This window comes from Methylobacterium sp. EM32 (assembly GCF_040593685.1).
In the GTDB taxonomy this organism is placed as follows: Bacteria; Pseudomonadota; Alphaproteobacteria; order Rhizobiales; family Beijerinckiaceae; genus Methylobacterium.
On the sequence record NZ_JBEXZS010000264.1, the window covers coordinates 40,312 to 60,338 of the forward strand.

The window sequence follows — 20,027 nt, forward strand, 5'->3', positions numbered from 1 at the left end:
GAACGGAAGCCGACGTCGCGTCTCAGACCGCGTTCAGCGCCCCGGCGCCAGTCTCTTCTCCATGGCCGCAGATGGGATGCGGCGAGACGATCCGGAGGCGAGGATGCTGACGATGCGAAACCCGATGGTGGCCGGCACACGGCTTCTGGCGGCGGCCGCTCTGGTGGCCGGCGGTCTCTTCACGGCAGGCAGCGCCCAGGCGGCGCCCTTCGCGCCAAGCGCCGTGACGGCGCCGGCGGCCGAGGTGGTGCAGGTGCAGTGGGGCCACCATCACGGCGGGGGCCATGGCCATCACCACCACGGCGGCTGGGGCCATCACCGGCGCCACCACGGGCATTGGGGCCACCATCACCACCACCGGCACTGGGGCCACCATCACGGCCGGCACCATCACCGGGGTTACGGCTACTACTGACGGACGGGCGAGGCCCGGGCGCTGGCGCCCGGGCCCTTCTGCATGGGGCACCCCTCGGAGCTCCCCTTGCCGCCCCCGGCGCCAGCGCCTAAGAGCGCGCGGCCCTCAGGGGATCGAAGCGCCGCGCCGTCAGCGCGCGGCGCCCTGGACAGGAGTTGCCCATGCGCCCCTCGAAGCGCGCCCCCGACGAGCTGCGCAAGGTCACGCTGGAGCGGGGCGTCTCGCGCTACGCCGAGGGCTCGTGCCTCGTCACCTTCGGCGAGACCAAGGTGCTGTGCACCGCCTCGCTCGAGGAGCGCGGGCCGTCCTGGCTGCGCGGCTCCGGCAAGGGCTGGGTCACCGCCGAGTACAGCATGCTGCCGCGGGCGACCCACGACCGCAACCGGCGCGAGGTCAATGCCGGCAAGCCGTCGGGCCGCACCCAGGAGATCCAGCGCCTGATCGGCCGGTCCTTACGCGCCGTCGTCAACCTGCCGGCGGTGGGCGAGCGCCAGATCGTGGTCGATTGCGACGTGCTCCAGGCCGATGGCGGCACCCGCACGGCGGCGATCACCGGCGCCTGGGTCGCCTTGCACGAGTGCTTCACCTGGATGCGCGGCCGCTCGATCATCTCGGTCGACCCGATGCGCGACCACGTCGCGGCAATCTCTTGCGGCATCCATAAGGGCACGCCCGTGCTCGACCTCGACTACGCCGAGGATTCCGGCGCCGAGACCGATGCCAACTTCGTCATCACCGGCAGCGGCGGCATCGTCGAGGTGCAGGGCACGGCGGAAGTGAAGCCGTTCTCGGAGGAGGAATTTTTGGGTCTCCTGCGCCTCGCCAAGGCGGGTGTGGCCGAGCTGGTGGCGCTCCAGAAGCAGGCGATCGCCTGATGGGCCGCCTCCTCACCGGGCGGGTCGTGATCGCGACCCACAATGCCGGCAAGCTGCGCGAGATGCGCGAATTGCTGGCGCCCTTCGGCGTCGAGGCGGTCTCGGCCGGCGAACTGAACCTGCCCGAGCCGGACGAGACCGGCACGATGTTCGCCGAGAACGCCGCCATCAAGGCGCGGGCGGCGACGCAGGCCACGGGCCTGCCCGCCTTCGCCGACGATTCGGGGCTCTGCGTCGATGCCCTCGACGGGGCGCCCGGCCTGTTCTCGGCCCGTTGGGCCGGCGGCTCGAAGGATTTTTCCGGCGCGATGGCGCGCATCGAGCGGGAACTGTCCACCCGGGCTGCGACGAACCGCCGGTCGCACTTCGTCTCCGCCCTGGTCCTGACCTGGCCGGACGGGTACGAGGAGCTGTTCGAGGGCCGGGTCTTCGGCGAGTTGGTCTGGCCGCCCCGCGGCGACAAGGGTTTTGGCTACGACCCGATGTTCAAGCCGGACGAGAGCCCGCTCACCTTCGGCGAGCTGAGCTCGGACGAGAAGCACGGCATCGACTGGACGACGGGCGAGGCGCTCTCGCACCGGGCCCGGGCCTTCCTGGCGCTCGCCGCCGCCTGCCTGCGCCGCCCGGATTGAACGGCACATTGGACGAGATGTGGCGCCCGCTCTCGCGGAGGGGCGCCTTCATCGCGGCGGGAGCGGGGCCGGCGAGAGCCGCCCCGTCCCGGGTGACGGTGGGTTATGCGACAGTGAGACCCACGTCGACATTGCCGCGGGTGGCGTTCGAGTACGGGCACACCTGGTGGGCCTTCTCGACCAACTTCTCGGCGGTCGCCTTGTCGAGGCCCGGCAGCGAGATGGTCAGGTCGGCGGTGATGCCGAAGCCACCCTCGGAGCGCGGGCCGATGCCGACCTTGGCGGTGACGGTGGTGTCGGCCGGGACGGCGATCTTCTCCTGGCCGCCGACGAACTTCATCGCGCCGAGGAAGCAGGCGGCGTAGCCGGCCGCGAAGAGCTGCTCGGGGTTGTTGCCGGCGCCGCCGGCCCCGCCGAGCTCCTTGGGGGTCGACAGCTTGACGTCGAGGCTACCGTCCTGGGTCTGGGCGCGACCGTCGCGGCCGCCATTCGCCGTGGCCTGGGTGGTGTACTTCACGTCGACGGACATCGGGGCTCTCCTCAAGTCGCGGCGGCCCTATCGAAGCCGATCCCGGCCACCCGCGGCATCCTCATAGATCACATTTCGATTGTGCGCAATTTGTTTTTGTCCGCCATCATGGCTATGATCGAAGCGGCCTCGGGCGCAGATTGTTCCTGAGCGTCACGGTTAGGCCCCGCGCGACGGAGCCCCCTTGAGGAGCGGGACATGTCCGAGATCGACGCGCGCGGCCCCACGCCCGACCAGCCGTCCGGCCGGGCCGACGACGACCTGCTGCTCTCCAGCCAGATCTGCTTCGCGGTCTATTCGGCGGCCCACGCGTTCAACCGGATCTACAAGCCCCTTCTCGACCGGATCGGCCTGACCTACCCGCAATACCTGGTGCTCCTCCTGCTCTGGGAGCAGGACGGGCAGACGATGAAGACCCTCGGCCAGCGCCTCTACCTTGATTCCGGCACCCTGACGCCGCTGCTCAAGCGGCTGGAGGCGGCGGGCCTGGTGAGCCGGGCCCGCGACGTCCAGGACGAGCGGCTGATGCGCATCAATCTGACCGAGGCCGGCGCGTCCTTGCGCGAGAAGGCGACGCCGTTCCCGCACGAGATCGTCTGCGCCGCGGGCCGGCCGGCGGAGCGGCTGGTGGCCCTGCGCGACGAGATCGTGGCCCTGCGCGACAGCCTGCACGCCTGCGCGGCACCGGATCGCGGGGTGGCGTGACGAACCTCAGAGCATCGGCAGGTGCCGCGGCTCCCGCCCGAGCGGAAACGCGGCGTCGATCCGGGCGAGTTCGGCCTCGCTCAAGGTGAGGCTGCCGCCGCCGGCATTCTCGGCCGCGTGGGCCGGGCTCGATGCCTTCGGGATCGCCAGCACGCCGTCCCCGCGGGTGAGCGCCGCGAGCGCGACCTGCCGCGGCGTGGCGTCGTGGCTCTCAGCGATCTCGGCCAGCACCCGGCCGCCCGGGGTCGCCGGTCCCGGGAAGCTGTCGTGGCCGAAGGGGCTGTAGGCCACCACCGCGACGCCGTTCTGCCGGCACCAGGGCAGGACCGAATGCTCGATCGCCCGCTCCTCCAGGTGGTAGAGCACCTGGTTGCAGGCAATGCGGTCGGGACCCGCCACGGACAAGGCCTCGTCGAGGTCGTCGGCGTCGAAGTTGCTCACCCCCCAGGACAGGATCTTGCCCGCCCGCACCAGGTCCTCGAAGGCCGCGAAGGTCTCTGCCAGGGGATGCGGCCCGCGCCAGTGCAGCAGGTAGCAATCGAGCCGGTCGGTGCGCAGGCGCCGGAGCGAGCGCTCGCAGGCCTCGATCGTGCCCCGGCGCGAGGCGTTGCCGGGCAGGACTTTGGAGACCAGAAAAACCTCGTCGCGCCGGTCGCCGATCGCCTCGGCGATCAGGGGCTCGGCCTCGCCGTACATCTCGGCGGTGTCGACGTGGCTCATGCCGACATCGAGGCCCCGCCGCAGGGCGGCGGCCGCCACGGTGGGCTCGCCCTCGTCGAGGTACCAGGTTCCCTGCCCGATCACCGGCACCGCGGGCTGGTGACGTCCGAAGGGTTGCCGTCGCATCGCGCGCTCCTGCGATCTGTGCCGTCCTGGGCCGTGCGGCGCCCGGAGGGCAAGGGCAGATCCCGGAGAATGCACGGTTTTCTGCGGATCGTCGCGGGGCGGGAGGGTTAGACGGGCCGGGGAGGGGAGGAAAAACGCCCTTCTCCCCAGACGCGTTCTGCAAAAAGAACATTCCGGTTGACAGAAAGTCCGCTTCCGGGTTCTGTGCCGGCCCACCACCCGGCTTTGAGACACTCCGCTGAAGGACCCCGATGACCGCTCCCGTCTCCCCGCCCGCCCGGACCCGCGCGCCGTGACGGCCCCCGTCCGCGTGCCGGTGCCGGCGGACCTGAGCGGCCGGCTCGACGATTCCGACGCGCTCGTCCGATTGGAGAGCGTCGCCAAGACCTACACGGCGCGCCGCGGCGCCGGCGCCGTGACGGCCCTGGAGGACATCGACCTCTCGGTGTCCCGCGGCCGGGTGCTCGGCGTGATCGGCCGCTCGGGCGCCGGCAAGTCGACCCTGATCCGCCTGGTGAACGGGCTGGAGCGGCCGAGCCGCGGCCGGGTGATCGTCGACCGCGCCGAGATCTCGGCCCTGTCGGAATCGGCCCTGCGGGCCGAGCGCCGCGGCATCGGCATGATCTTCCAGCACTTCAACCTGCTCTCGGCCCGCACCGCCGCCGGCAACGTCGCGCTGCCCCTCGAAGTGGCGGGCTACGACCGGTCCGCCATCCGCAAGCGGGTGGCCGAGCTCCTCGACCTCGTCGGGCTCGGGCCGCAGGCCGACCGCTACCCGGCCGAATTGTCGGGCGGGCAGAAGCAGCGCGTCGGCATCGCGCGGGCGCTCGCCACCAACCCCAAGGTGCTGCTCTCCGACGAGGCGACCTCGGCCCTCGACCCGGAGACCACCCGCTCGATCCTGGACCTGCTCGGCCGGATCAACCGGGAGCTCGGCCTGACGATCCTGCTCATCACCCACGAGATGGCGGTGATCCGGGCGATCGCCCACGAGGTCGCGGTGCTCGACGGTGGCCGTATTGCCGAGAAGGGCGACGTGTTCGAAGTCTTCACCCGGCCGAAGGCCGCGATCACCCGCACCTTCCTCGACGAGGAGACCGGCCGGACCCTGCCTCCGGCGCTCGCCGCGCGCCTCACCCCCGGCCTGCCGGCTGGGGAGGGCAAGGGAGAGGGGAAGCAGGCGGTGCTGCGCATCACCTTCAGGGGACCGCACGCCACCGATCCGGTGCTGGCCCAGCTCACGAGCGAGCTCGGCATCCCGGCGGGCATCCTCTCGGGCACCGTCGACGAGATCGCCGGCCGGCCCTTCGGCACCCTGGTGGTCGGCATTGCTGCCGATGCCGGCACTGTGGAGCGGGCCCAAACCTTCCTCGCGGCGCGCGGCCTCGACGTGGAGATGCTCGGCACCCTCGACCTCGCCGGCTGGCAGCGGACCGCCGCCCCCGGCTTGACGGATCCTTGCCATGTCGCCTGAACTCCTCCGCCTCCTCGTCCAGGCCACCCTCGACACGCTGCAGATGGTGGCAGTGGCGGCCTCCCTCGGCACGCTGGTCGGCCTGCCGCTCGGCGTGTTCCTCGCCACCAGCGGCCGCGGCGAGCTTTTGGCCGCCCCCTGGCTCAACCGGGTGCTCGGCCTCGTCGTCAACGCCACCCGCTCGACGCCGTTCATCATCCTGGTGGTGGCGATCATCCCGTTCACCCGGCTGCTGGCCGGTACCTCGATCGGCACCAACGCCGCCACCGTGCCGCTGACGGTCGCGGCGATTCCCTTCATCGCCCGGCTCGTCGAGGGCGCGGTGCGGGAGGTCGATGGCGGCCTCGTCGAGGCGGCAAGGGCCTTCGGCGCGAGCCCGCTGCAGATCGTCCTCAAGGTGCTGATCCCCGAGGCCCTGCCCGGCATCGTGCTCGGCCTCACCCTGGCGGTGGTGTCGCTGATCGGCTTCTCGGCGATGGTCGGTGCGGTCGGCGGCGGGGGCCTCGGCGACCTCGGCATCCGCTACGGCTACCAGCGCTTCATGCCCGAGATGATGCTCGCCGTCGTGGTGGTGCTGATCGTCCTGGTGCAGCTAGTCCAAACCCTCGGCGACCGGCTGGCGCGGCGCATGAACAAGCGCCTGCGCCACGGCTGACCCCTCTCTTCCAGTTTCCCTCGCCCATCTCCCTCGGAGCGTAAGACGATGCTGCGTACCCTCACCCTGGCGGTCCTCCTCGCCACCGCAAGCTTGCCGGCGCTCGCGCAAGGAACCCCCGCACAAGGCCAGCGCGTGCGCGTCGGCGTCACGCCGGGCCCGCACGCCCAGATCCTCGAGGCGGTGAAGCCCATCGCCGCCAAGAAGGGCCTCGACCTCCAGGTGGTCGAGTTCTCCGACTACGTCGTGCCGAACGAAGCCCTGTCGTCGGGCGAGCTTGAGGCCAACTCGTTCCAGCACCAGCCCTATCTCGACAACCAGAAGGCCGACCGCGGCTACAAGATCGAGAGCGTGGCCCAGACGGTGAACTTCCCGATGGGCGTCTACTCGAAGCGCCACAAGAGCTTCGACGCGGTGCCGGCGGGCGGCACGGTGGCGATCCCGAACGATCCCACCAATGGCGGTCGCGCCCTGCTGCTGCTGCAGGACAAGAACTTGCTGAAGCTGAAGGCGAATGTCGGCTTCAAGCCGAGCGTCGCCGACATCACCGAGAACCCGAAGCGCCTGCGCATCATCGAGGTCGACGCAGCCCAGACCCCGCGCTCGCTCGACGACGTCGACGCCGCGGCGGTCAACACCAACTACGCCACCGCGGCCGGCCTGAAGCCCGGCGACGCGATCCTCAAGGAGGAGCCGAAGGGCCCCTACGTCAACGTGATCGCGGTGCGCAGCGCCGACAAGGACAAGCCCTGGGTCGCGACGCTGGTCGAGTCCTACCGCTCGCCGGAGGTGAAGGCCTTCATCGACGCCAAGTTCGGGGGCGCGGTGCTCACCAGCTGGTGAAGTCCGCCCTCCGGGCAGCAGGAGCAACACGGGCCCCGCGCCGCGTCTTATCCACAGGGATGAGACGCAATGAAGCGGGGCCGTGAAACCAAACGAGGCCGTGCGCGTCTTCTCTGCACGGCCCGACTGACGGGCTGGCCTTACCTTTCGAGGTGCCCGATGAAGATCATCACGTCCGCCCTGGTCGCCGCCGTTCTCACCGTCGCCGCCGTTCCGGCCTTCGCCCAGGGCAACTCGCCCTACAACAACTCGGGCTCGCAGGCTGGCGGCCCGCTCGGCGGCACGCAGCGCGAGATGGGTGCCCCCGGCGGCGCGCCTGCCATGGGTGCCGCTCCCCGCGCCACCATGCAGCCGACCATGCGCAAGAAGCGCATGATGAAGCACCGCCGCATGCACCGTCACCACCACGCCCGCTGAGCCTCGCCGCACGGTCACAGGCTCGTCCGGCGCGCTCGTTTGGCGGTTCATGCCGCCCGGCGGGCGCGCTTTCGCGTGCGTGTCGCCCCGCGCGTCACTCCACCTTCTCGTCCGGATAGACGCCCCAGAGCCGGTCCTGGCGCATGTAGCCGTCGACGTCGCCGCGTTTCTGCGGTAGCGCCACGACGAGGCGGCACCAGGTCTTGTCGCAGGTCTTGACGCTGCCGATCACCCCAGCCTGGAGCTGGGCCACCACGCCGCTCGTCGCATCGGCCCGGTCGTAGAGGGGAACCGGGGCGCCCTTGTCGGTGCCGCGGTTCAGCACCACCGCGGTGCGGCGGCCGGAGAGCAGCGAGTGCAGCACCCAGCCCTCGGTACCCTCCGAGTCGCGGATGCGGCGCCATGTCTCGTACTCGGCGATGATCTCCACCGGCAGGCCGGCGCGCTGGAACACCCATAGGGTGCGGTGGTCCTTGGACGGGCCCTCGCGCAGGTTCACCCGGTCGGTCTTCAGGCTGACGTAGCGCGGCAGCGGCAGCTTCGTCGTCGGGCCGATGGTGACGCCGATCTCGCCCGGGGCGGGGTTGGCGGCGGGGGTCGGCGGCGCGGCGGCAGCGGGCGCAGCCAGGACGGCGAGCAGCAGGGCGGCGAGGAGGCGCGGGTGGAGCATCGGCGGTCGGTCTCCCTTCAGGGAAGCGGCGCGGATTGTCTTCCCGATCACCTCTGCTAGAGAGGCCGCCGGGCATCGAGTCCCGGCCGGATCGAGGGGCGTAACCGCCCCTATCGCCGGACCATGGTTAACGGGGCGTAACGACGCCTGTGGTCCGCACCAAGGCGGGGCTTTTCGCCGGGCCGCCGCGTCGCTTACTCTGGAGTGGCGTGGGCGCCCATATCGCGTGTCGGGGCCGCACGGGCAGGCCGGGAGGCCCGCCCGGGGCAGGGGAGGGATCATGTCGTTGAAGCGCAAGCCGCTCGTGGTGGTCACCCGGCGCCTGCCGGACGTCGTGGAGACGCGGATGCGCGAATTGTTCGACGCGCGCCTCAACCACGAGGACACGCCGCTCACCGGCGGCGCCCTGGCACAGGCCCTCCAGGAGGCCGACGTGCTGGTGCCGACGGTCACGGACGAGATCGACGCCTCGCTCCTCGCCCAGGCCGGCCCGAACCTGCGCCTGATCGCCAATTTCGGCAACGGCGTCGACCACATCGACGTCGGGGTGGCGCTCCAGCGCGGCATCACGGTCACCAACACGCCGGGCGTGCTGACCGAGGACACCGCCGACATGACGATGGCGTTGATCCTCTCGGTGGCGCGCCGGGTCACCGAGGGCGCCCGGATCATCCCGGAGGATGCCTGGTCCGGCGGCTGGTCGCCGACTTGGATGCTCGGCCGGCGCATCACCGGCAAGCGGCTCGGCATCGTCGGCATGGGCCGCATCGGCCAGGCGCTGGCGCGCCGCGCCAAAGCCTTCGGCCTCTCGATCCACTACCACAACCGCCGCCGGGTCGGCGCCCGCATCGAGAGCGACCTCGAGGCGACGTACTGGGAATCCCTCGACCAGATGCTGGCGCGGGTCGACATCGTGTCGGTCAACTGCCCGCACACGCCGGCGACCTACCACCTGCTCTCGGCCCGGCGCCTGAAGCTGCTGAAGCCCGAGGCCGTGGTGGTCAACACCGCCCGCGGCGAGGTGATCGACGAGACGGCGCTCGCCCGCCTGATCGAGGTCGGCGACATCGCCGGCGCGGGCCTCGACGTGTTCGAGCAGGAGCCGGCGGTGAGCCCGCGTCTCGTCAAGCTCGCGAAGGCCGGCAAGGTGGTGCTCCTGCCCCATATGGGCTCGGCCACCCACGAGAGCCGCGTCGACATGGGCGAGAAGGTCATCATCAACATCAAGACCTTCCTCGACGGCCACCGGCCGCCGGACCGGATCCTGCCCAGCATGCTGTGAGGGACCGTGGTCGGGCATGGTCCGCCCCCAGTCCTGACAACCCGCGATGTCATCCCGGGGCTCGCCGAAGGCGAGAACCGGGGATCCATAACCGCTGAGATTCGAGAAATAGGCGTTCAGCCTTCCGCTTCATCCTGAACCGTCGGCGGTTATGGATCCCGGGCTCCGCTGCGCGGCCCCGGGATGACCCGCTAGGGTGGTCACTGACGGAGGCGCCCTGCCTGCGGCCGGCAGGGCGCCCCACATCGATCAGCCCTGCAACGTCGCCTTCAGGCTGATCTTGGCGTTCAGCACCTTCGAGACCGGGCAGTTCTTCTCGGCGATGCCGGCGAGCTCGTCGAATTTCGCCTGGTCGATCCCCGGGATCTTCGCGGTCAAGGTCAGGGCCGAGGCGGTGATGGTGAAGCCGTCACCCTCCTTCTCCAGGCTCACCACGGCTTCCGTGCGCAGCTCGTCGGCGGTGAAGCCGGCGCCCTGGAGCTGGAAGGCCAGCGCCATGGTGAAGCAGCCCGCATGCGCCGCGGCGATCAGCTCCTCGGGATTGGTGCCCGGCTCGTTCTCGAAGCGGGTGTTGAAGCCGTAGGGGTTGCTCGACAGCACACCCGACTGGGTGGTCAGCTGGCCCTTGCCGTCCTTGCCGCTACCCTGCCAAACGGCGTTCGCCTTGCGGTTCATGCTCGTCTCCCGTGACACATGAGGAGGCCGCGCGCGGGCGGCCCCGACATCGGCGGAGCCGTTCAGGCAGCCGCTCACGCCCACAGGTAGGTCAGCGCATCGCAAGGTCATCCTCCGATTCCGAATCGATCACCCGGCGGGCGAGGGCGAACGGGAATCCCGCCCGGGCCATGGCGGCGAGGTCGCGCTCGCGCGCGGCGACCCGGGCGCCCGGTGCGCGGTACGGCCCGAGGCGGCGGCGCCTGGCATAAGCGAAGGCGGCCTCGTCCTCGCCGCCCGCATCCTCCTCGGCGAGGGCCGCGCCGACGATGTCGCGGTCGACGCCCTTGGCGGCGAGCTTGGCGCCGATCGCCCGGGCCGAGCCGCCGCGGCGGCGCAGGGAGCGCACCTTGGCGGCCGCGAAGGCGGCGTCGTCGACGAGGCCGGCCCCGAGCGCCCGGGCCACCACCGCCTCGACCATCTCCGAAAAGCCGTCCGGTTCCTCGCCGCGCAGGCGGCAGCGGGTCTCGACCCGGCGCTTCAGCACCCGGCGCAGCATCTCGGCGGAGGCGCCGTAGCGCTCCAGGTAGTACAGGGCCGCCCGTTCGAGATAGGCCGGCGTGATCGGCCGCGCCGCCCTCAATCCGCCATCGCGTCCGGGTTCATCGGCCCCGTCCCGGATCGCCTCCGTCCCGGCGGGTGCGTCCGGCTCATGCGAGGGGTGATGCCGGCGTTTCTGCACAAGCGTGAATCCTTCTTCCTCCTGGTCGCCCTCGGGGCGGTGGCCGGCGCGGTGCTCTACCTGTCGCGACCGACGACTTTACGGGTCGCGGTCGGCCCGCGGGACCGGGTCGAGACGCACCTGATCCAGGCCTATGCCGACGCGCTCGCCCGCGCCCGCGAGGATATACGCCTCGAAGTCGTTCCTTACGACGACGTGCGCGACAGCGCCGCGGCTTTGCAGAGTGGGCGGGCCGACCTCGCGGTGGTGCGGCCCGACGTGCGTCTTCCTGAGAACGGCCTGACGCTCGCCGTCCTGCACGACGAGGCCCTGGTGGTGGCGGCCCCCCCGGATTCCGGCATCCAGGCCTTCTCCGATCTCGCCGGCAAGCGCCTCGGCCTCGTCGCCCATCACGGCGCCGACCAGCCGCTGGTCGCGAGCCTGCTCGCCTACTACGCCCTGACGCCGGCACCGGCCGGCGCAGTCCCGGCCCTGGCCGATCCGGGCGGCACGCTGCCGGCCGCCGCCGGCAGCGTCGCCCTGGTGCCGATGCGGGCCTCCGAGGTCGCGGCGGCCCTCGCCGAGCACCGGATCGACGCCGCCGCGGTGATCGCCGCGCCCTCGGCGAAGCCCGCCGCCCGGGTGGTGCAGGCGGTGGAGGCGGCCTCGCCCGGCCACGGCGCGACGATCGTGGCGATTCCCGACGGCGAGGCGATCGTGCAGCGCCTGCCGGAATTGCAGGCCGTGACCATCGCGGCCGGCACCTTCGGGGGCCGCCCGAAGCGCCCGGACGACGAGGTGAAGACCGTCGGCGCCTCCTACCGGCTGATGGCCCGCGCCTCGTTGAGCCGCGACACCGCCGCGAGCGTGACCCAGCACCTGTTCGAATTACGCTCCCGCCTCGCCGCGATGGTGCCGACCGCCAACCTGATGAAGGCGCCCGACTTCGACAGCGCCGCCGAGGCGACCAGCGCCCGCCTGCCGATCCATCCCGGCGCGGTCGACTATTACGAGCGCGAGCAGCAGACCTTCCTGCAGCGCTACGAGGACTGGGTCTACCTGGTGGCGTTCTTCGGCGGCGGCCTCGGCTCGGCGGTGGCCTGGATCGGCCAGCGCCTCGCCCGCGAGCAGCGCGCCCGCATCGACGCCGTCCTCGACCGGCTGCTCGGCATCCTGATCGAGGCGAGGGCGACGCAGGACCCGGCCGCCCTCGAGGCCCTGGCGATCGAGATCGACGGCCTCGTCATCGACGTGGTGCGCCACGCCCGCGAGCACTCCACCGACATCCGCACGATGAGCGCGCTGATCCTGGCGGTCGATGCGGCGCGCGCCGCGGTGGCGGATTGCCGGCGGGATGGGGTCCCGGTGCGGGAGCGGGCGGGCCGGGTGCTGTCGCTGCATTCGATGGGGGGCGGAGTGTAGGGACGCTCTGGATTTTTGTGCGCCTCAGGCGTATGAAACCGTTTGGAGTTCGACTGGCATCCTGCGAAATCGGATTGGAACTTCGAAGCGCGCGGCTTCGGCTTCGATTATGCCGCCCAGGTGTTCTTCGGTCACATCGTGACGCGCATCGACGATCGGCGAGATTGCGGCGAAGTCCGACTCAACGCGATCGGCGAGATTGACGGCGTCATCTACAATGTCACTTACACGGAGCGTGGACGCGTCTGCTGGATCATCTCAGCGCGCCGTGCCAACAGGAAGGAGTGCGAGCTATGGCTCGCATCTCTCTCGACCAATTGAGGGCCAACCGCCCGACTGCCAATCGAACTAAAATCGACGCGACCACGGAGGAGGACATCCGCCGCCACATGGTCGAGGACGGTGAGGATCCCGATGCCGAACCGGTGGGCTATCGATTGGTCCTGTCCGTGACCGCCCTTCGCGAACGCCTCGGGATGACGCAGATCGCCTTCGCGAAGGCTATCGGTGTCCCAGTCGCCACGGTCCGCAATTGGGAACAGGGGCGCAAGCAGCCGGATCCGGCGGCCCGCTCGCTGCTGACGATCGTCGCCGCGGAACCGGAAGCGGCCTTCCGGGCCCTCGGCGTCGTTCGGTAGAGGCTGGCCCGCGTCAGGTGATCAGGTGGTCCCGCCGCCGCAGCGACGGGAACAACCGCCCCCACAGAGCCGCCACCGCCACCGTCGCAACCCCGCCGACCACGACCGCCGGCACCGCCCCGATCAGCGCCGCCAGCGTCCCGGATTCGAACTCGCCGAGCTCGTTCGAGGCGCCGATGAACACGGTGTTGACCGCCGCGACCCGGCCGCGCATCGCGTCCGGGGTCTCGCCCTGGACCAGGCTCTGGCGGACGTAGACGCTGACCATGTCGGCCGCCCCCGTCACGAACAGGCAGGCCATCGACAGCGGCAGCGAGGTCGAGAGGCCGAAGCCGATCGTGGCGAGGCCGAACACGCCGACCGCGATCAGGAGGCGCGGACCGACCCCGCGGGTGAGCGGGCGGTGGGCCAGCAGGATCGCGGTCGCGACCGAGCCGAGCGCCGGCATGCTGCGCAGGAGCCCGAGGCCGAGGGGCCCGACGAACAGCACCTCCTGGGCGAAGATCGGCAGGAGCGCGGTGGCGCCGCCGAGCAGCACCGCCACGAGGTCGAGGGTGATGGCGCCGAGCACCACCGGCTGCGAGCGGATGTAGGTCAGGCCGGCGAGCAGGGTGGCCCAGGTCACGGCGGGCCGGTGCGTGACGGCGGCCGGCGGCGGCCGGATGCCCATGATGCTGAACGCCGCGAAGGCGAAGCAGGCGGCGGCGAGGCCGAACACCACCGCTGGCCCCAGCGCGTAGAGCAGGCCGCCGAGCGCGGGCCCGGTCACCGACGCGCTCTGCCATAGCGACGAGTTGAGCGCGATGGCGCTGCCGAATTGCTCGCGCGGCACCAGGGTCGGCAGGAGCGCCTGGCTCGCCGGATTGGCGAAGGCGCGGGCGGTGCCGACCAGCACCATCAGGGCGTAGACCGGCCAGACCGGGGTGGCGTGGGACGCCGCCAGCCCCATCAGGCCGAGGCCGGCGAGCGCCAGGAGACCGTAGGAGATCGCCGCGACCCGGCGCCGGTCGAAGGTGTCGGCGACGTGGCCGGTGACCAGGGCGCCGAGCATCGCGGGGGCGAAGCTCGCGAGGCCGACGAGGCCGAGCGCGAGCGCGCTGCGGGTCAAGTCGTAGACGAACCAGCCCACCGCGACCGCCTGCATCTGGTAGGCGAGGCCGGTAAGGAAGCGGGCGCTGCCGAAGAGCCGGAAGTCGCGGTTGCGAAAGAGCGTCCAGCCGGACGGCGCGGGGGAGAGCATGTCGGTTCCGTACCCCGCCCGGGCGGCGGAGATTCGAGGTCGGCTTGGAGCCCGCCCCTGGGCGGGCTTCCAGGAAGATCCGGCCCGCCCCTGGGCGGGCTTTCGGGGAGGATCAGGCGAGGGCCTTGCGCGTCAGGACGGACAGGCCGAAGGCCAGGGCCGAGACGGCGACGGAGATCGCGATGTAGAGCGTGCGCCGCGGCTGCTGGGCCGATTCCGCCCGTACCGGCTCGACGATCATGCTGAAGAACTCGATCTGCCGGTCGGCGATCATCCGCGAGCGCTCCCGCGCGGCGATCGTCGCCGCGTAGTACTTCTCGGCCGACTTTCGCTCGGCGTCGAGCTCCTCGAACTTGGTCAGCGTGGCCGAGAGCACCCGCCGCTGCTCGGGATCCTGGTTGGCCGCCTCGCGCTCGATGCGGGCGATGGTCTCGTCGAGTTGGGCGATCTGCGCCTTGAGGTCCTGGATGCTGCGGCTGTCGTCGCGCAGGTCGCGCTGCAGCAGGCTGAGCTTGACTGCGAGGCCGATGCGCTGGGAGCGTATCTCGGCGATCATCTTCAGGTTGGTGTCGTTGGACTTGACGGCGTCGAGCACGCCGTCCCGGTTGCGCAGGTCGCGCACCGCGAGGTGGAGCTTGGTCAGCCGCGCTTCCGCGCGCTTCATCTCGCGCTCGCTCTCCGCCAGGGCGTCGTTGCGGGCCCGCTCGGTGAGCTGGTTGACCAGCCGCTCGCTCTCGGCCAGCACGGCGCGGCTCAGGGTCAGGGAATCGTCCGGGTCGAAGGCGTTGATCGCGACCTCGATCAGGCCGGACGTTTCGACGCTGACCTTCACCCGATCACCCCAGTAACGGGTAAGCTTCTCGATCGGCTTCTCGGGATCGAAGCGGGAATAGTGATCGATGTCGTCGCGGGAGAACATCTTGCGCAGCGGCAGGGCGCGCTCGAGCGTCTCGACCATCGTCCGGCTCTTGATGTACTCGCCGACGATCATCGAATCCTGGGCGATCATCTGGGATGGGATGCTTGAGGTGGTGCCGACCGAGTCCGGCGTCGCCTTCTCGGCGCCCCCGATCGCCGGCCGCAGGGCGAAGCGCGCCTCGGTCACGTAGCGGTCCGAGAGGTAGAGCCCGAAGAACACGGCGCTGCCCAAGGACGGGAGCACGAACAGGAACAGGCAGAGCAGCGGGGTGACGATGTCCCGGCGCCGTTGCGCCCGGATCGTCCGGATCGTCGACTTGTTCGGGTTCGAGAACCGCGACACCCGGGCCGCCTGCCGCAGAGCCTCGCCGATCATCCGGGAGCGGTCGGCGGGGCTGAGCGCCTTGCCTTCCGGATTGCGGGCGTCGATCGTCATGGCGGGGGGTTCCGGCTGCGGGCAGGGCCGGGGCGCGCGAGGCACCGGCCGGCCGGGAAGACGGGGAGGGCGTGGGAGGGAAGGGCGACGGGAGGCGTCGCGCTCACTGGTTCAGGCGCTGGTAGACTTCGATCGCGTCGTTCACGTCGGGATAGATCACGGCGCGGCCGTTCGCCAGCACGATCCCCTGCTGGGCGTAGTCCCGGATCGTGTCCATCGAGTGCGAGCACATGATGATGTCGGCATTCTTCCGCCGGTGGCTCCACACCTCCTCGCAGCGCTTGGCGAAGCGCGCGTCGCCGACGCCGGTGATCTCGTCGACGATGTAGCAGTCGAACGGGATCGCCATGCTCATGCCGAAGGCGAGGCGCGCGCCCATGCCCGAGGAATAGTTGCGGATCGGCACGTTGATGTAGTCGCCGAGCTCGGCGAAGTCCTCCACGAAGGCCAGCACCCGGCGCGGATCCTCGCCGTGGATGCGGGCGACGAAGATCACGTTCTCGCGCCCGGTCATCAACGGATGGAAGCCGCCGCCGAAGCCGAGCGGCCAGGAGATCCGGGTGGTGCGGATCACCCGGCCCTTCGTCGGCATCTCGCAGCCGGCGATCAGCCGCAAGGTCGTCGACTTGCCGGCACCGTTGATGCCGAGGATGCCGTAGCTCACCCCGGGCTTCAGGGTCAGCGACGCCTGGTCGAGGATGGTACGGCGGTACCCGTCCGTCTTGTAGATCTTGGTGACGTTGTCGAGGCGGATCATCGGCGGATAAGGACACGCTCGAGAGGGGTGCGGCCGCCTTCGGGGGCGCGCGACGGGCTGGCCCCGGGGGGCCCACCGATCATGCGCCGAGCCGGCATCCGCACGGTTAACGAGGCCGGTCGCGACGGCCGGCAGGCTCGGACGTAGCCGCAGAAAGCGGCGAATCTGAGAAGCCCCCCCCGCCGGGCCGCACCCGGCCCCACCGACGATCCCGTACCAGTTTCAAGTTATTATAAAGAAGAAGCGTGATGCGGCGCTATGAGCAGGCGGGCTTTTGGATTAAACACCGGCCTTCCTCGTGCCATTTCCGGAAAGACGCCCGTGCTGATTGCGTTCCTGATCATGCTGCGCGAAGGGATCGAAGCGGCCCTGATCGTCGGCATCATCGCCGGCTACCTCGCGCAGACCGGGCGGCGGGCCTGGATGCCGGCCGTGTGGGGCGGCGTCGTGCTGGCCGTCCTGCTCTGCCTCGGCTTGGGCCTCGGCCTGCAGGCGATCGGCGCCGAGTTCCCGCAGAAGCAGCAGGAGCTGGCGGAAGGGCTGATCGCGCTGCTCGCCGCCTTCATGCTGTGCACGATGGTGTTCTGGATGCGCAGGGCCGCCCGCTCGGTGCGGGCCGAGCTGCACGGCGCCGTGGAGGACGCGCTGAGCCGTCACGGCAAAGCGAGGGGAGGCTTCGCCCTCGCGGTGATGGCGTTCCTGGCGGTCGGCCGCGAGGGGCTCGAATCGGTGTTCTTCCTCCTCGCCACGGTGCAGCAGGATGTCGGCTGGGGCGTGCCGGTGGGGGCGGTCCTCGGCGTCGCCCTCTCGGTGCTGGTTGGGATCGCGCTGGCCAAGGGCGCCGTGCGCCTCGAACTGCGCCGCTTCTTCCGCTGGACCGGGGTGTTCATCCTGTTCGTCGCCGCGGGCCTGCTCGCCGGCGCCCTGAAGGCCTTCCACGAGGCGGGCCTCTGGAATCACCTCCAGGCCACCGCCTTCGATCTCGGCCATGTCCTGCCCGCCGACACGGTGCTCGGCACCCTGCTCACCGGCATCTTCGGCTACCAGGAGGCGCCGGCCTGGGGCGAGGTGCTGGTCTATCTCGGCTTCCTGATCCCGGCCCTGTGGGCCTTCCTGGCCGGCGCCCGGCCGGCGCCCGCCGCGCAGCCCCGCCACGCCTGAGGACACCCGACGATGAAAGCCTCCCGGCCGGCCGCCCTCGCCCTTCTCCTCTCCTCCGTCGCCGTCTCGGCGCAAGTCCCCGAGCCCGTCGCCGTCACCGTGACCGACAAGGGCTGCGAGCCCGCCGCCCTCACGGTGCCGGCCGGCAAGTCGGTGTTCAAGATCAGCAACAAGAGCCGCCGGGTGCTGGAGTGGGAGATCCTCCAGGGCACGATGATCGTCGAGGAGCGGGAGAACATCATCCCGGGCTTCGTGCAGTCGCTCTCGGCGACGCTTCAGCCCGGATCCTACGCGATGACCTGCGGGCTCCTCAGCAACCCGAAGGGCACGCTCACGGTGACGGCCGCCGCGACCGCCGCCCCCGGCGCGCCCGACCCGATGGCCCTCGTCGGGCCGCTCGCCGCCTACAAGCTCTACGTGATGGGCGAGGTCGAGGCCTTCCACGCGCAGACCGCCGCCTTCGTCGCGGCGGTGAAGGCCGGGCGCGTCGCCGAAGCCAAGGCGCTCTATCCGGTGGCGCGCCGCCACTACGAGCGGATCGAGCCGGTGGCGTCCCTGTTCAACGACCTCGACAAGAGCATGGACGTGCGGGCCGACGACTTCGAGCGGAAGGACGCCGATCCCGGCTTCATCGGCTTCCACCGCCTCGAGAAGGGGCTGTGGGCCGACGCCAGCACGGAGGGACTGGGCCCCACCGCCGACCGGCTACTCGCCGACGCCACCGAGCTGAAGCGGCGCGTCGCCGACCTCACCATCCCGCCGGCCAGGATGGCGGGCGGGGCCGCCGGCCTGATCGAGGAGGTCGCGGCGACCAAGATCTCCGGCGAGGAGGACCGCTACAGCCGCACCGACCTGTGGGACTTCCACGCCAATGTCGAGGGCTCGCGCAAGATCTTCGACCTCCTGCGCCCCCTGGTGGCGCCCCGCGATCCCGACTTCGTCGCCCGTACCGAGAAGAATTTTTCGCGGGTCGACGCGCTGCTCGGGAAGTACCGGACCGAGGACGGGGGATTCGCGCCCTACGACTCCTTGAGCGACCGCGACCGCAACGCCCTCAAGGGCCCGATCACCGTGCTGGCAGAGGATCTCTCGACCCTGCGCGGCAAGCTCGGCCTGGACTGAACATTCGTCATGGCCTCCTGCCCGTTCTCCACCTCCCGCCGCGCCCTGCTGCGCGGGCTCGCCGCCGGCACCGGCGCCGGTACCCTGGCTCTGGCCGCGGCGCCCGTCCGCGCGACTGACGCGACGCCGTCGGCCGCCAGCGACGGCACCCTCGACCGCCAGCCGTTCCACGGCCCGCACCAGGCCGGCATCGTCACGCCCCAGCCGGCCGCCGCCCTCGTCGTCGCCCTCGACGTCCTGGCCGAGGACCGGGGCGAGCTCGCCAAGCTCTTCCGGATCCTGACCGAGCGCTTCGCCTTCCTGAGTGCCGGCGGGCCGGTGCCGCCCCTCGACCCGCGGCTGCCGCCGGCCGATTCCGGCATCCTCGGGCCGCAGGTGCTGCCCGACAACTTCACCGCGACGCTCGGCGTCGGCGCCAGCCTGTTCGACGACCGCTACGGCCTGGAGGGCGTGAAGCCGCGGCATCTGCGCCCCATGGATCGCTTCCCCAACGATTCCCTCGACGCCAAGCTCTGCCACGGCGACCTGCTGCTGCAATTCTGCGCCAACACCGCCGAAACCAACCTGCACGCCTTGCGCGACGTGATCCGCCACACGCCGGGCCTCGTGTCCTTGCGCTGGAAGCTCGAGGGCATGCTGCCACCCCATGTCGTCAAGCGACCGGGGAAGGACACGGTGCGCAACTTCCTCGGCTTCAAGGACGGGACCGCCAATCTCGACGCGAGCGACGACGCCCTGATGCGCCGCCAGGTCTGGGTGCCGGCCGGGGGCCCCGAGCCGGCCTGGGCGTCGGGCGGCTCCTACCAGGTGGTGCGGATCATCCGGAACTTCGTCGAGCGCTGGGACCGTACACCCTTGCGCGAGCAGGAGCGGATCTTCGGCCGCCACAAGGACAGCGGCGCGCCTTTGGGCGGGACCGACGAGCACGCCCTGCCTGACTACGCCTCGGACCCGGCGGGCGACCGCACGCCGATGGATGCGCATATCCGGCTCGCCAATCCGCGCACGCCCGAGACCGCCTCGAGCCTGATCCTGCGCCGGGGCTACAACTACTCGGCCGGCATCACCCCGTCGGGCCAGCTCGACATGGGCCTGCTCTTCGTCTGCTTCCAATCCGACCTCGAGGCCGGCTTCGTGGCGGTGCAGAACCGGCTCAACGGCGAGCCGCTGGAGGAGTACATCAAGCCGGTCGGCGGCGGATACTTCTACGCCCTGCCGGGCGTGCCGGAGCCGGGCGGGTTCTTGGGGCAGGGGCTGTTGCTTGGGGCGTGAGCGGGGTCCCGAGATCCGTATGGCTGTCTGGGAGAAGATGAGGCGCTGAGATTCCCCCTCTCCCCGACAGATCCCGGGCTTGCCCGGGATCTGCAAGCGAGGGACGAAGTCGGGCAAGCCCGACTTCTCGCGGGGAGAGGGCCGTGTCTCCGTTCAGGAGACACGGCAAGCGGAGGCGCAGCCGGAGCGAGGGTGAGGGGGAGGTGCCGGAGGGGCCTCACCCGGAAACACCCCCTCACCCTCGCCCTGCGGGCTTGCTGCGTTCCCTGAACGGGAGCACAGCCCTCTCCCCGCCCGCGGGGAGAGGGGAAGTCTGCGCCATTTCTTTTCTCCGGTCGGGCTC

The 20,027-nt window shown here is 70.9% G+C and carries 23 protein-coding genes; 15 read left to right on the forward strand and 8 right to left on the reverse strand.

Features of this window, described 5'->3' with window-relative positions; translation table 11 throughout:
* Positions 1 to 103: 103 nt before the first annotated feature.
* The 3 genes from ABZT49_RS32595 (at position 104) to rdgB (ending at position 1,922) form a co-directional block, all read left to right on the forward strand.
* Positions 104 to 415, forward strand: a complete 312-nt coding sequence (locus ABZT49_RS32595) for a hypothetical protein (protein WP_355292560.1) — start codon at positions 104 to 106, stop codon at positions 413 to 415.
* Positions 416 to 576: 161 nt separating this feature from the next.
* Entirely contained in the window at positions 577 to 1,290 is a 714-nt protein-coding gene (gene rph / locus ABZT49_RS32600) for a ribonuclease PH (protein WP_355292561.1), read from the forward strand.
* Complete coding sequence (rdgB, locus tag ABZT49_RS32605) at positions 1,290 to 1,922, forward strand: RdgB/HAM1 family non-canonical purine NTP pyrophosphatase (protein ID WP_355292563.1); 633 nt, start codon at positions 1,290 to 1,292, stop codon at positions 1,920 to 1,922. The genes rph and rdgB overlap by 1 nt, the downstream gene beginning before the upstream one ends.
* A gap of 103 nt (positions 1,923 to 2,025) precedes the next feature.
* On the opposite strand, the gene ABZT49_RS32610 is transcribed toward rdgB, so the two are convergent.
* Positions 2,026 to 2,451 carry an organic hydroperoxide resistance protein gene (locus ABZT49_RS32610; RefSeq protein WP_048450424.1) on the reverse strand — a complete coding sequence of 142 codons (426 nt, stop codon included), beginning with the start codon at positions 2,449 to 2,451 and terminating at the stop codon, positions 2,026 to 2,028.
* 198 nt (positions 2,452 to 2,649) lie between these two features.
* On the opposite strand from ABZT49_RS32610, the gene ABZT49_RS32615 reads away from it, so the two are divergent.
* Positions 2,650 to 3,156, forward strand: a complete 507-nt coding sequence (locus tag ABZT49_RS32615) for a MarR family transcriptional regulator (protein ID WP_355292566.1) — start codon at positions 2,650 to 2,652, stop codon at positions 3,154 to 3,156.
* A 6-nt stretch (positions 3,157 to 3,162) separates the two neighbouring features.
* Here ABZT49_RS32615 and ABZT49_RS32620 read toward each other — a convergent pair whose 3' ends face one another.
* Positions 3,163 to 4,002, reverse strand: a complete 840-nt coding sequence (locus tag ABZT49_RS32620; protein ID WP_355292568.1) for an aldo/keto reductase — start codon at positions 4,000 to 4,002, stop codon at positions 3,163 to 3,165.
* Positions 4,003 to 4,294: 292 nt separating this feature from the next.
* On the opposite strand from ABZT49_RS32620, the gene ABZT49_RS32625 reads away from it, so the two are divergent.
* The 4 genes from ABZT49_RS32625 to ABZT49_RS32640 all read left to right on the forward strand — a co-directional run bounded on the left by ABZT49_RS32625 (position 4,295) and on the right by ABZT49_RS32640 (position 7,391).
* Positions 4,295 to 5,476: a methionine ABC transporter ATP-binding protein gene (locus ABZT49_RS32625; RefSeq protein WP_355292569.1), complete on the forward strand. Its 1,182-nt coding sequence runs from the start codon at positions 4,295 to 4,297 to the stop codon at positions 5,474 to 5,476.
* Complete coding sequence (locus ABZT49_RS32630; protein ID WP_355292571.1) at positions 5,466 to 6,131, forward strand: methionine ABC transporter permease; 666 nt, start codon at positions 5,466 to 5,468, stop codon at positions 6,129 to 6,131. The genes ABZT49_RS32625 and ABZT49_RS32630 overlap by 11 nt, the downstream gene beginning before the upstream one ends.
* 48 nt (positions 6,132 to 6,179) lie before the next feature.
* The gene (locus ABZT49_RS32635) at positions 6,180 to 6,974 is read left to right on the forward strand and encodes a MetQ/NlpA family ABC transporter substrate-binding protein (protein WP_355292573.1); all 795 of its coding nucleotides are present in this window, start codon (positions 6,180 to 6,182) and stop codon (positions 6,972 to 6,974) included.
* 159 nt (positions 6,975 to 7,133) lie between these two features.
* On the forward strand, positions 7,134 to 7,391 hold the full coding sequence (locus tag ABZT49_RS32640) for a hypothetical protein (protein WP_093567499.1): 258 nt from the start codon (positions 7,134 to 7,136) through the stop codon (positions 7,389 to 7,391).
* 94 nt (positions 7,392 to 7,485) lie between these two features.
* Here ABZT49_RS32640 and ABZT49_RS32645 read toward each other — a convergent pair whose 3' ends face one another.
* Positions 7,486 to 8,061: an SH3 domain-containing protein gene (locus ABZT49_RS32645; RefSeq protein ID WP_355292576.1), complete on the reverse strand. Its 576-nt coding sequence runs from the start codon at positions 8,059 to 8,061 to the stop codon at positions 7,486 to 7,488.
* Between the two features lie 277 nt (positions 8,062 to 8,338).
* On the opposite strand from ABZT49_RS32645, the gene ABZT49_RS32650 reads away from it, so the two are divergent.
* The gene (locus ABZT49_RS32650) at positions 8,339 to 9,343 is read left to right on the forward strand and encodes a 2-hydroxyacid dehydrogenase (protein ID WP_407943623.1); all 1,005 of its coding nucleotides are present in this window, start codon (positions 8,339 to 8,341) and stop codon (positions 9,341 to 9,343) included.
* A gap of 249 nt (positions 9,344 to 9,592) precedes the next feature.
* On the opposite strand, the gene ABZT49_RS32655 is transcribed toward ABZT49_RS32650, so the two are convergent.
* The gene (locus ABZT49_RS32655) at positions 9,593 to 10,018 is read right to left on the reverse strand and encodes an OsmC family protein (RefSeq protein ID WP_355292580.1); all 426 of its coding nucleotides are present in this window, start codon (positions 10,016 to 10,018) and stop codon (positions 9,593 to 9,595) included.
* Positions 10,019 to 10,109: 91 nt separating this feature from the next.
* The gene (locus ABZT49_RS32660) at positions 10,110 to 10,640 is read right to left on the reverse strand and encodes a regulatory protein RecX (RefSeq protein WP_355292582.1); all 531 of its coding nucleotides are present in this window, start codon (positions 10,638 to 10,640) and stop codon (positions 10,110 to 10,112) included.
* 81 nt (positions 10,641 to 10,721) lie between these two features.
* Between ABZT49_RS32660 and ABZT49_RS32665 the strand changes: the two genes are divergently transcribed.
* From ABZT49_RS32665 to ABZT49_RS32675, 3 genes are read left to right on the forward strand one after another with little or no spacing between them, the layout of a single operon-like run.
* The gene (locus tag ABZT49_RS32665; protein WP_355292584.1) at positions 10,722 to 12,140 is read left to right on the forward strand and encodes a TAXI family TRAP transporter solute-binding subunit; all 1,419 of its coding nucleotides are present in this window, start codon (positions 10,722 to 10,724) and stop codon (positions 12,138 to 12,140) included.
* 42 nt (positions 12,141 to 12,182) lie between these two features.
* A complete protein-coding gene (locus tag ABZT49_RS32670; RefSeq protein WP_355292586.1) occupies positions 12,183 to 12,461 on the forward strand; it encodes a BrnT family toxin in 279 nt (92 codons plus the stop codon).
* Positions 12,434 to 12,778 (forward strand): helix-turn-helix domain-containing protein, encoded by a 345-nt coding sequence (locus ABZT49_RS32675; protein WP_355292587.1) that lies wholly within the window; start codon positions 12,434 to 12,436, stop codon positions 12,776 to 12,778. The genes ABZT49_RS32670 and ABZT49_RS32675 overlap by 28 nt, the downstream gene beginning before the upstream one ends.
* A gap of 13 nt (positions 12,779 to 12,791) precedes the next feature.
* On the opposite strand, the gene ABZT49_RS32680 is transcribed toward ABZT49_RS32675, so the two are convergent.
* The 3 genes from ABZT49_RS32680 to ABZT49_RS32690 all read right to left on the reverse strand — a co-directional run bounded on the left by ABZT49_RS32680 (position 12,792) and on the right by ABZT49_RS32690 (position 16,129).
* Positions 12,792 to 14,018 (reverse strand): MFS transporter, encoded by a 1,227-nt coding sequence (locus ABZT49_RS32680; RefSeq protein WP_355292589.1) that lies wholly within the window; start codon positions 14,016 to 14,018, stop codon positions 12,792 to 12,794.
* Between the two features lie 112 nt (positions 14,019 to 14,130).
* Complete coding sequence (locus tag ABZT49_RS32685) at positions 14,131 to 15,372, reverse strand: capsule biosynthesis protein (RefSeq protein ID WP_355292591.1); 1,242 nt, start codon at positions 15,370 to 15,372, stop codon at positions 14,131 to 14,133.
* Between the two features lie 103 nt (positions 15,373 to 15,475).
* Positions 15,476 to 16,129 carry an ABC transporter ATP-binding protein gene (locus ABZT49_RS32690; protein WP_355292593.1) on the reverse strand — a complete coding sequence of 218 codons (654 nt, stop codon included), beginning with the start codon at positions 16,127 to 16,129 and terminating at the stop codon, positions 15,476 to 15,478.
* A 321-nt stretch (positions 16,130 to 16,450) separates the two neighbouring features.
* Between ABZT49_RS32690 and efeU the strand changes: the two genes are divergently transcribed.
* From efeU to efeB, 3 genes are read left to right on the forward strand one after another with little or no spacing between them, the layout of a single operon-like run.
* Positions 16,451 to 17,290 (forward strand): iron uptake transporter permease EfeU, encoded by an 840-nt coding sequence (gene efeU, locus ABZT49_RS32695; RefSeq protein ID WP_355292595.1) that lies wholly within the window; start codon positions 16,451 to 16,453, stop codon positions 17,288 to 17,290.
* 12 nt (positions 17,291 to 17,302) lie between these two features.
* Positions 17,303 to 18,412 (forward strand): iron uptake system protein EfeO, encoded by a 1,110-nt coding sequence (gene efeO, locus ABZT49_RS32700; protein ID WP_355292597.1) that lies wholly within the window; start codon positions 17,303 to 17,305, stop codon positions 18,410 to 18,412.
* A 9-nt stretch (positions 18,413 to 18,421) separates the two neighbouring features.
* Entirely contained in the window at positions 18,422 to 19,684 is a 1,263-nt protein-coding gene (gene efeB / locus ABZT49_RS32705) for an iron uptake transporter deferrochelatase/peroxidase subunit (RefSeq protein WP_355292599.1), read from the forward strand.
* The last annotated feature ends 343 nt before the right edge of the window (positions 19,685 to 20,027 follow it).

Coding starts and splice junctions, on each gene's coding strand:
- ABZT49_RS32595 (WP_355292560.1), top strand. CDS start 104: ATGCTGACGATGCGAAACCCGATGGTGGCCGGCACACGGCTTCTGGCG.
- rph (WP_355292561.1), top strand. CDS start 577: ATGCGCCCCTCGAAGCGCGCCCCCGACGAGCTGCGCAAGGTCACGCTG.
- rdgB (WP_355292563.1), top strand. CDS start 1,290: ATGGGCCGCCTCCTCACCGGGCGGGTCGTGATCGCGACCCACAATGCC.
- ABZT49_RS32610 (WP_048450424.1), bottom strand. CDS start 2,451: ATGTCCGTCGACGTGAAGTACACCACCCAGGCCACGGCGAATGGCGGC.
- ABZT49_RS32615 (WP_355292566.1), top strand. CDS start 2,650: ATGTCCGAGATCGACGCGCGCGGCCCCACGCCCGACCAGCCGTCCGGC.
- ABZT49_RS32620 (WP_355292568.1), bottom strand. CDS start 4,002: ATGCGACGGCAACCCTTCGGACGTCACCAGCCCGCGGTGCCGGTGATC.
- ABZT49_RS32630 (WP_355292571.1), top strand. CDS start 5,466: ATGTCGCCTGAACTCCTCCGCCTCCTCGTCCAGGCCACCCTCGACACG.
- ABZT49_RS32635 (WP_355292573.1), top strand. CDS start 6,180: ATGCTGCGTACCCTCACCCTGGCGGTCCTCCTCGCCACCGCAAGCTTG.
- ABZT49_RS32640 (WP_093567499.1), top strand. CDS start 7,134: ATGAAGATCATCACGTCCGCCCTGGTCGCCGCCGTTCTCACCGTCGCC.
- ABZT49_RS32645 (WP_355292576.1), bottom strand. CDS start 8,061: ATGCTCCACCCGCGCCTCCTCGCCGCCCTGCTGCTCGCCGTCCTGGCT.
- ABZT49_RS32655 (WP_355292580.1), bottom strand. CDS start 10,018: ATGAACCGCAAGGCGAACGCCGTTTGGCAGGGTAGCGGCAAGGACGGC.
- ABZT49_RS32665 (WP_355292584.1), top strand. CDS start 10,722: ATGCCGGCGTTTCTGCACAAGCGTGAATCCTTCTTCCTCCTGGTCGCC.
- ABZT49_RS32675 (WP_355292587.1), top strand. CDS start 12,434: ATGGCTCGCATCTCTCTCGACCAATTGAGGGCCAACCGCCCGACTGCC.
- ABZT49_RS32680 (WP_355292589.1), bottom strand. CDS start 14,018: ATGCTCTCCCCCGCGCCGTCCGGCTGGACGCTCTTTCGCAACCGCGAC.
- ABZT49_RS32685 (WP_355292591.1), bottom strand. CDS start 15,372: ATGACGATCGACGCCCGCAATCCGGAAGGCAAGGCGCTCAGCCCCGCC.
- ABZT49_RS32690 (WP_355292593.1), bottom strand. CDS start 16,129: ATGATCCGCCTCGACAACGTCACCAAGATCTACAAGACGGACGGGTAC.
- efeO (WP_355292597.1), top strand. CDS start 17,303: ATGAAAGCCTCCCGGCCGGCCGCCCTCGCCCTTCTCCTCTCCTCCGTC.
- efeB (WP_355292599.1), top strand. CDS start 18,422: ATGGCCTCCTGCCCGTTCTCCACCTCCCGCCGCGCCCTGCTGCGCGGG.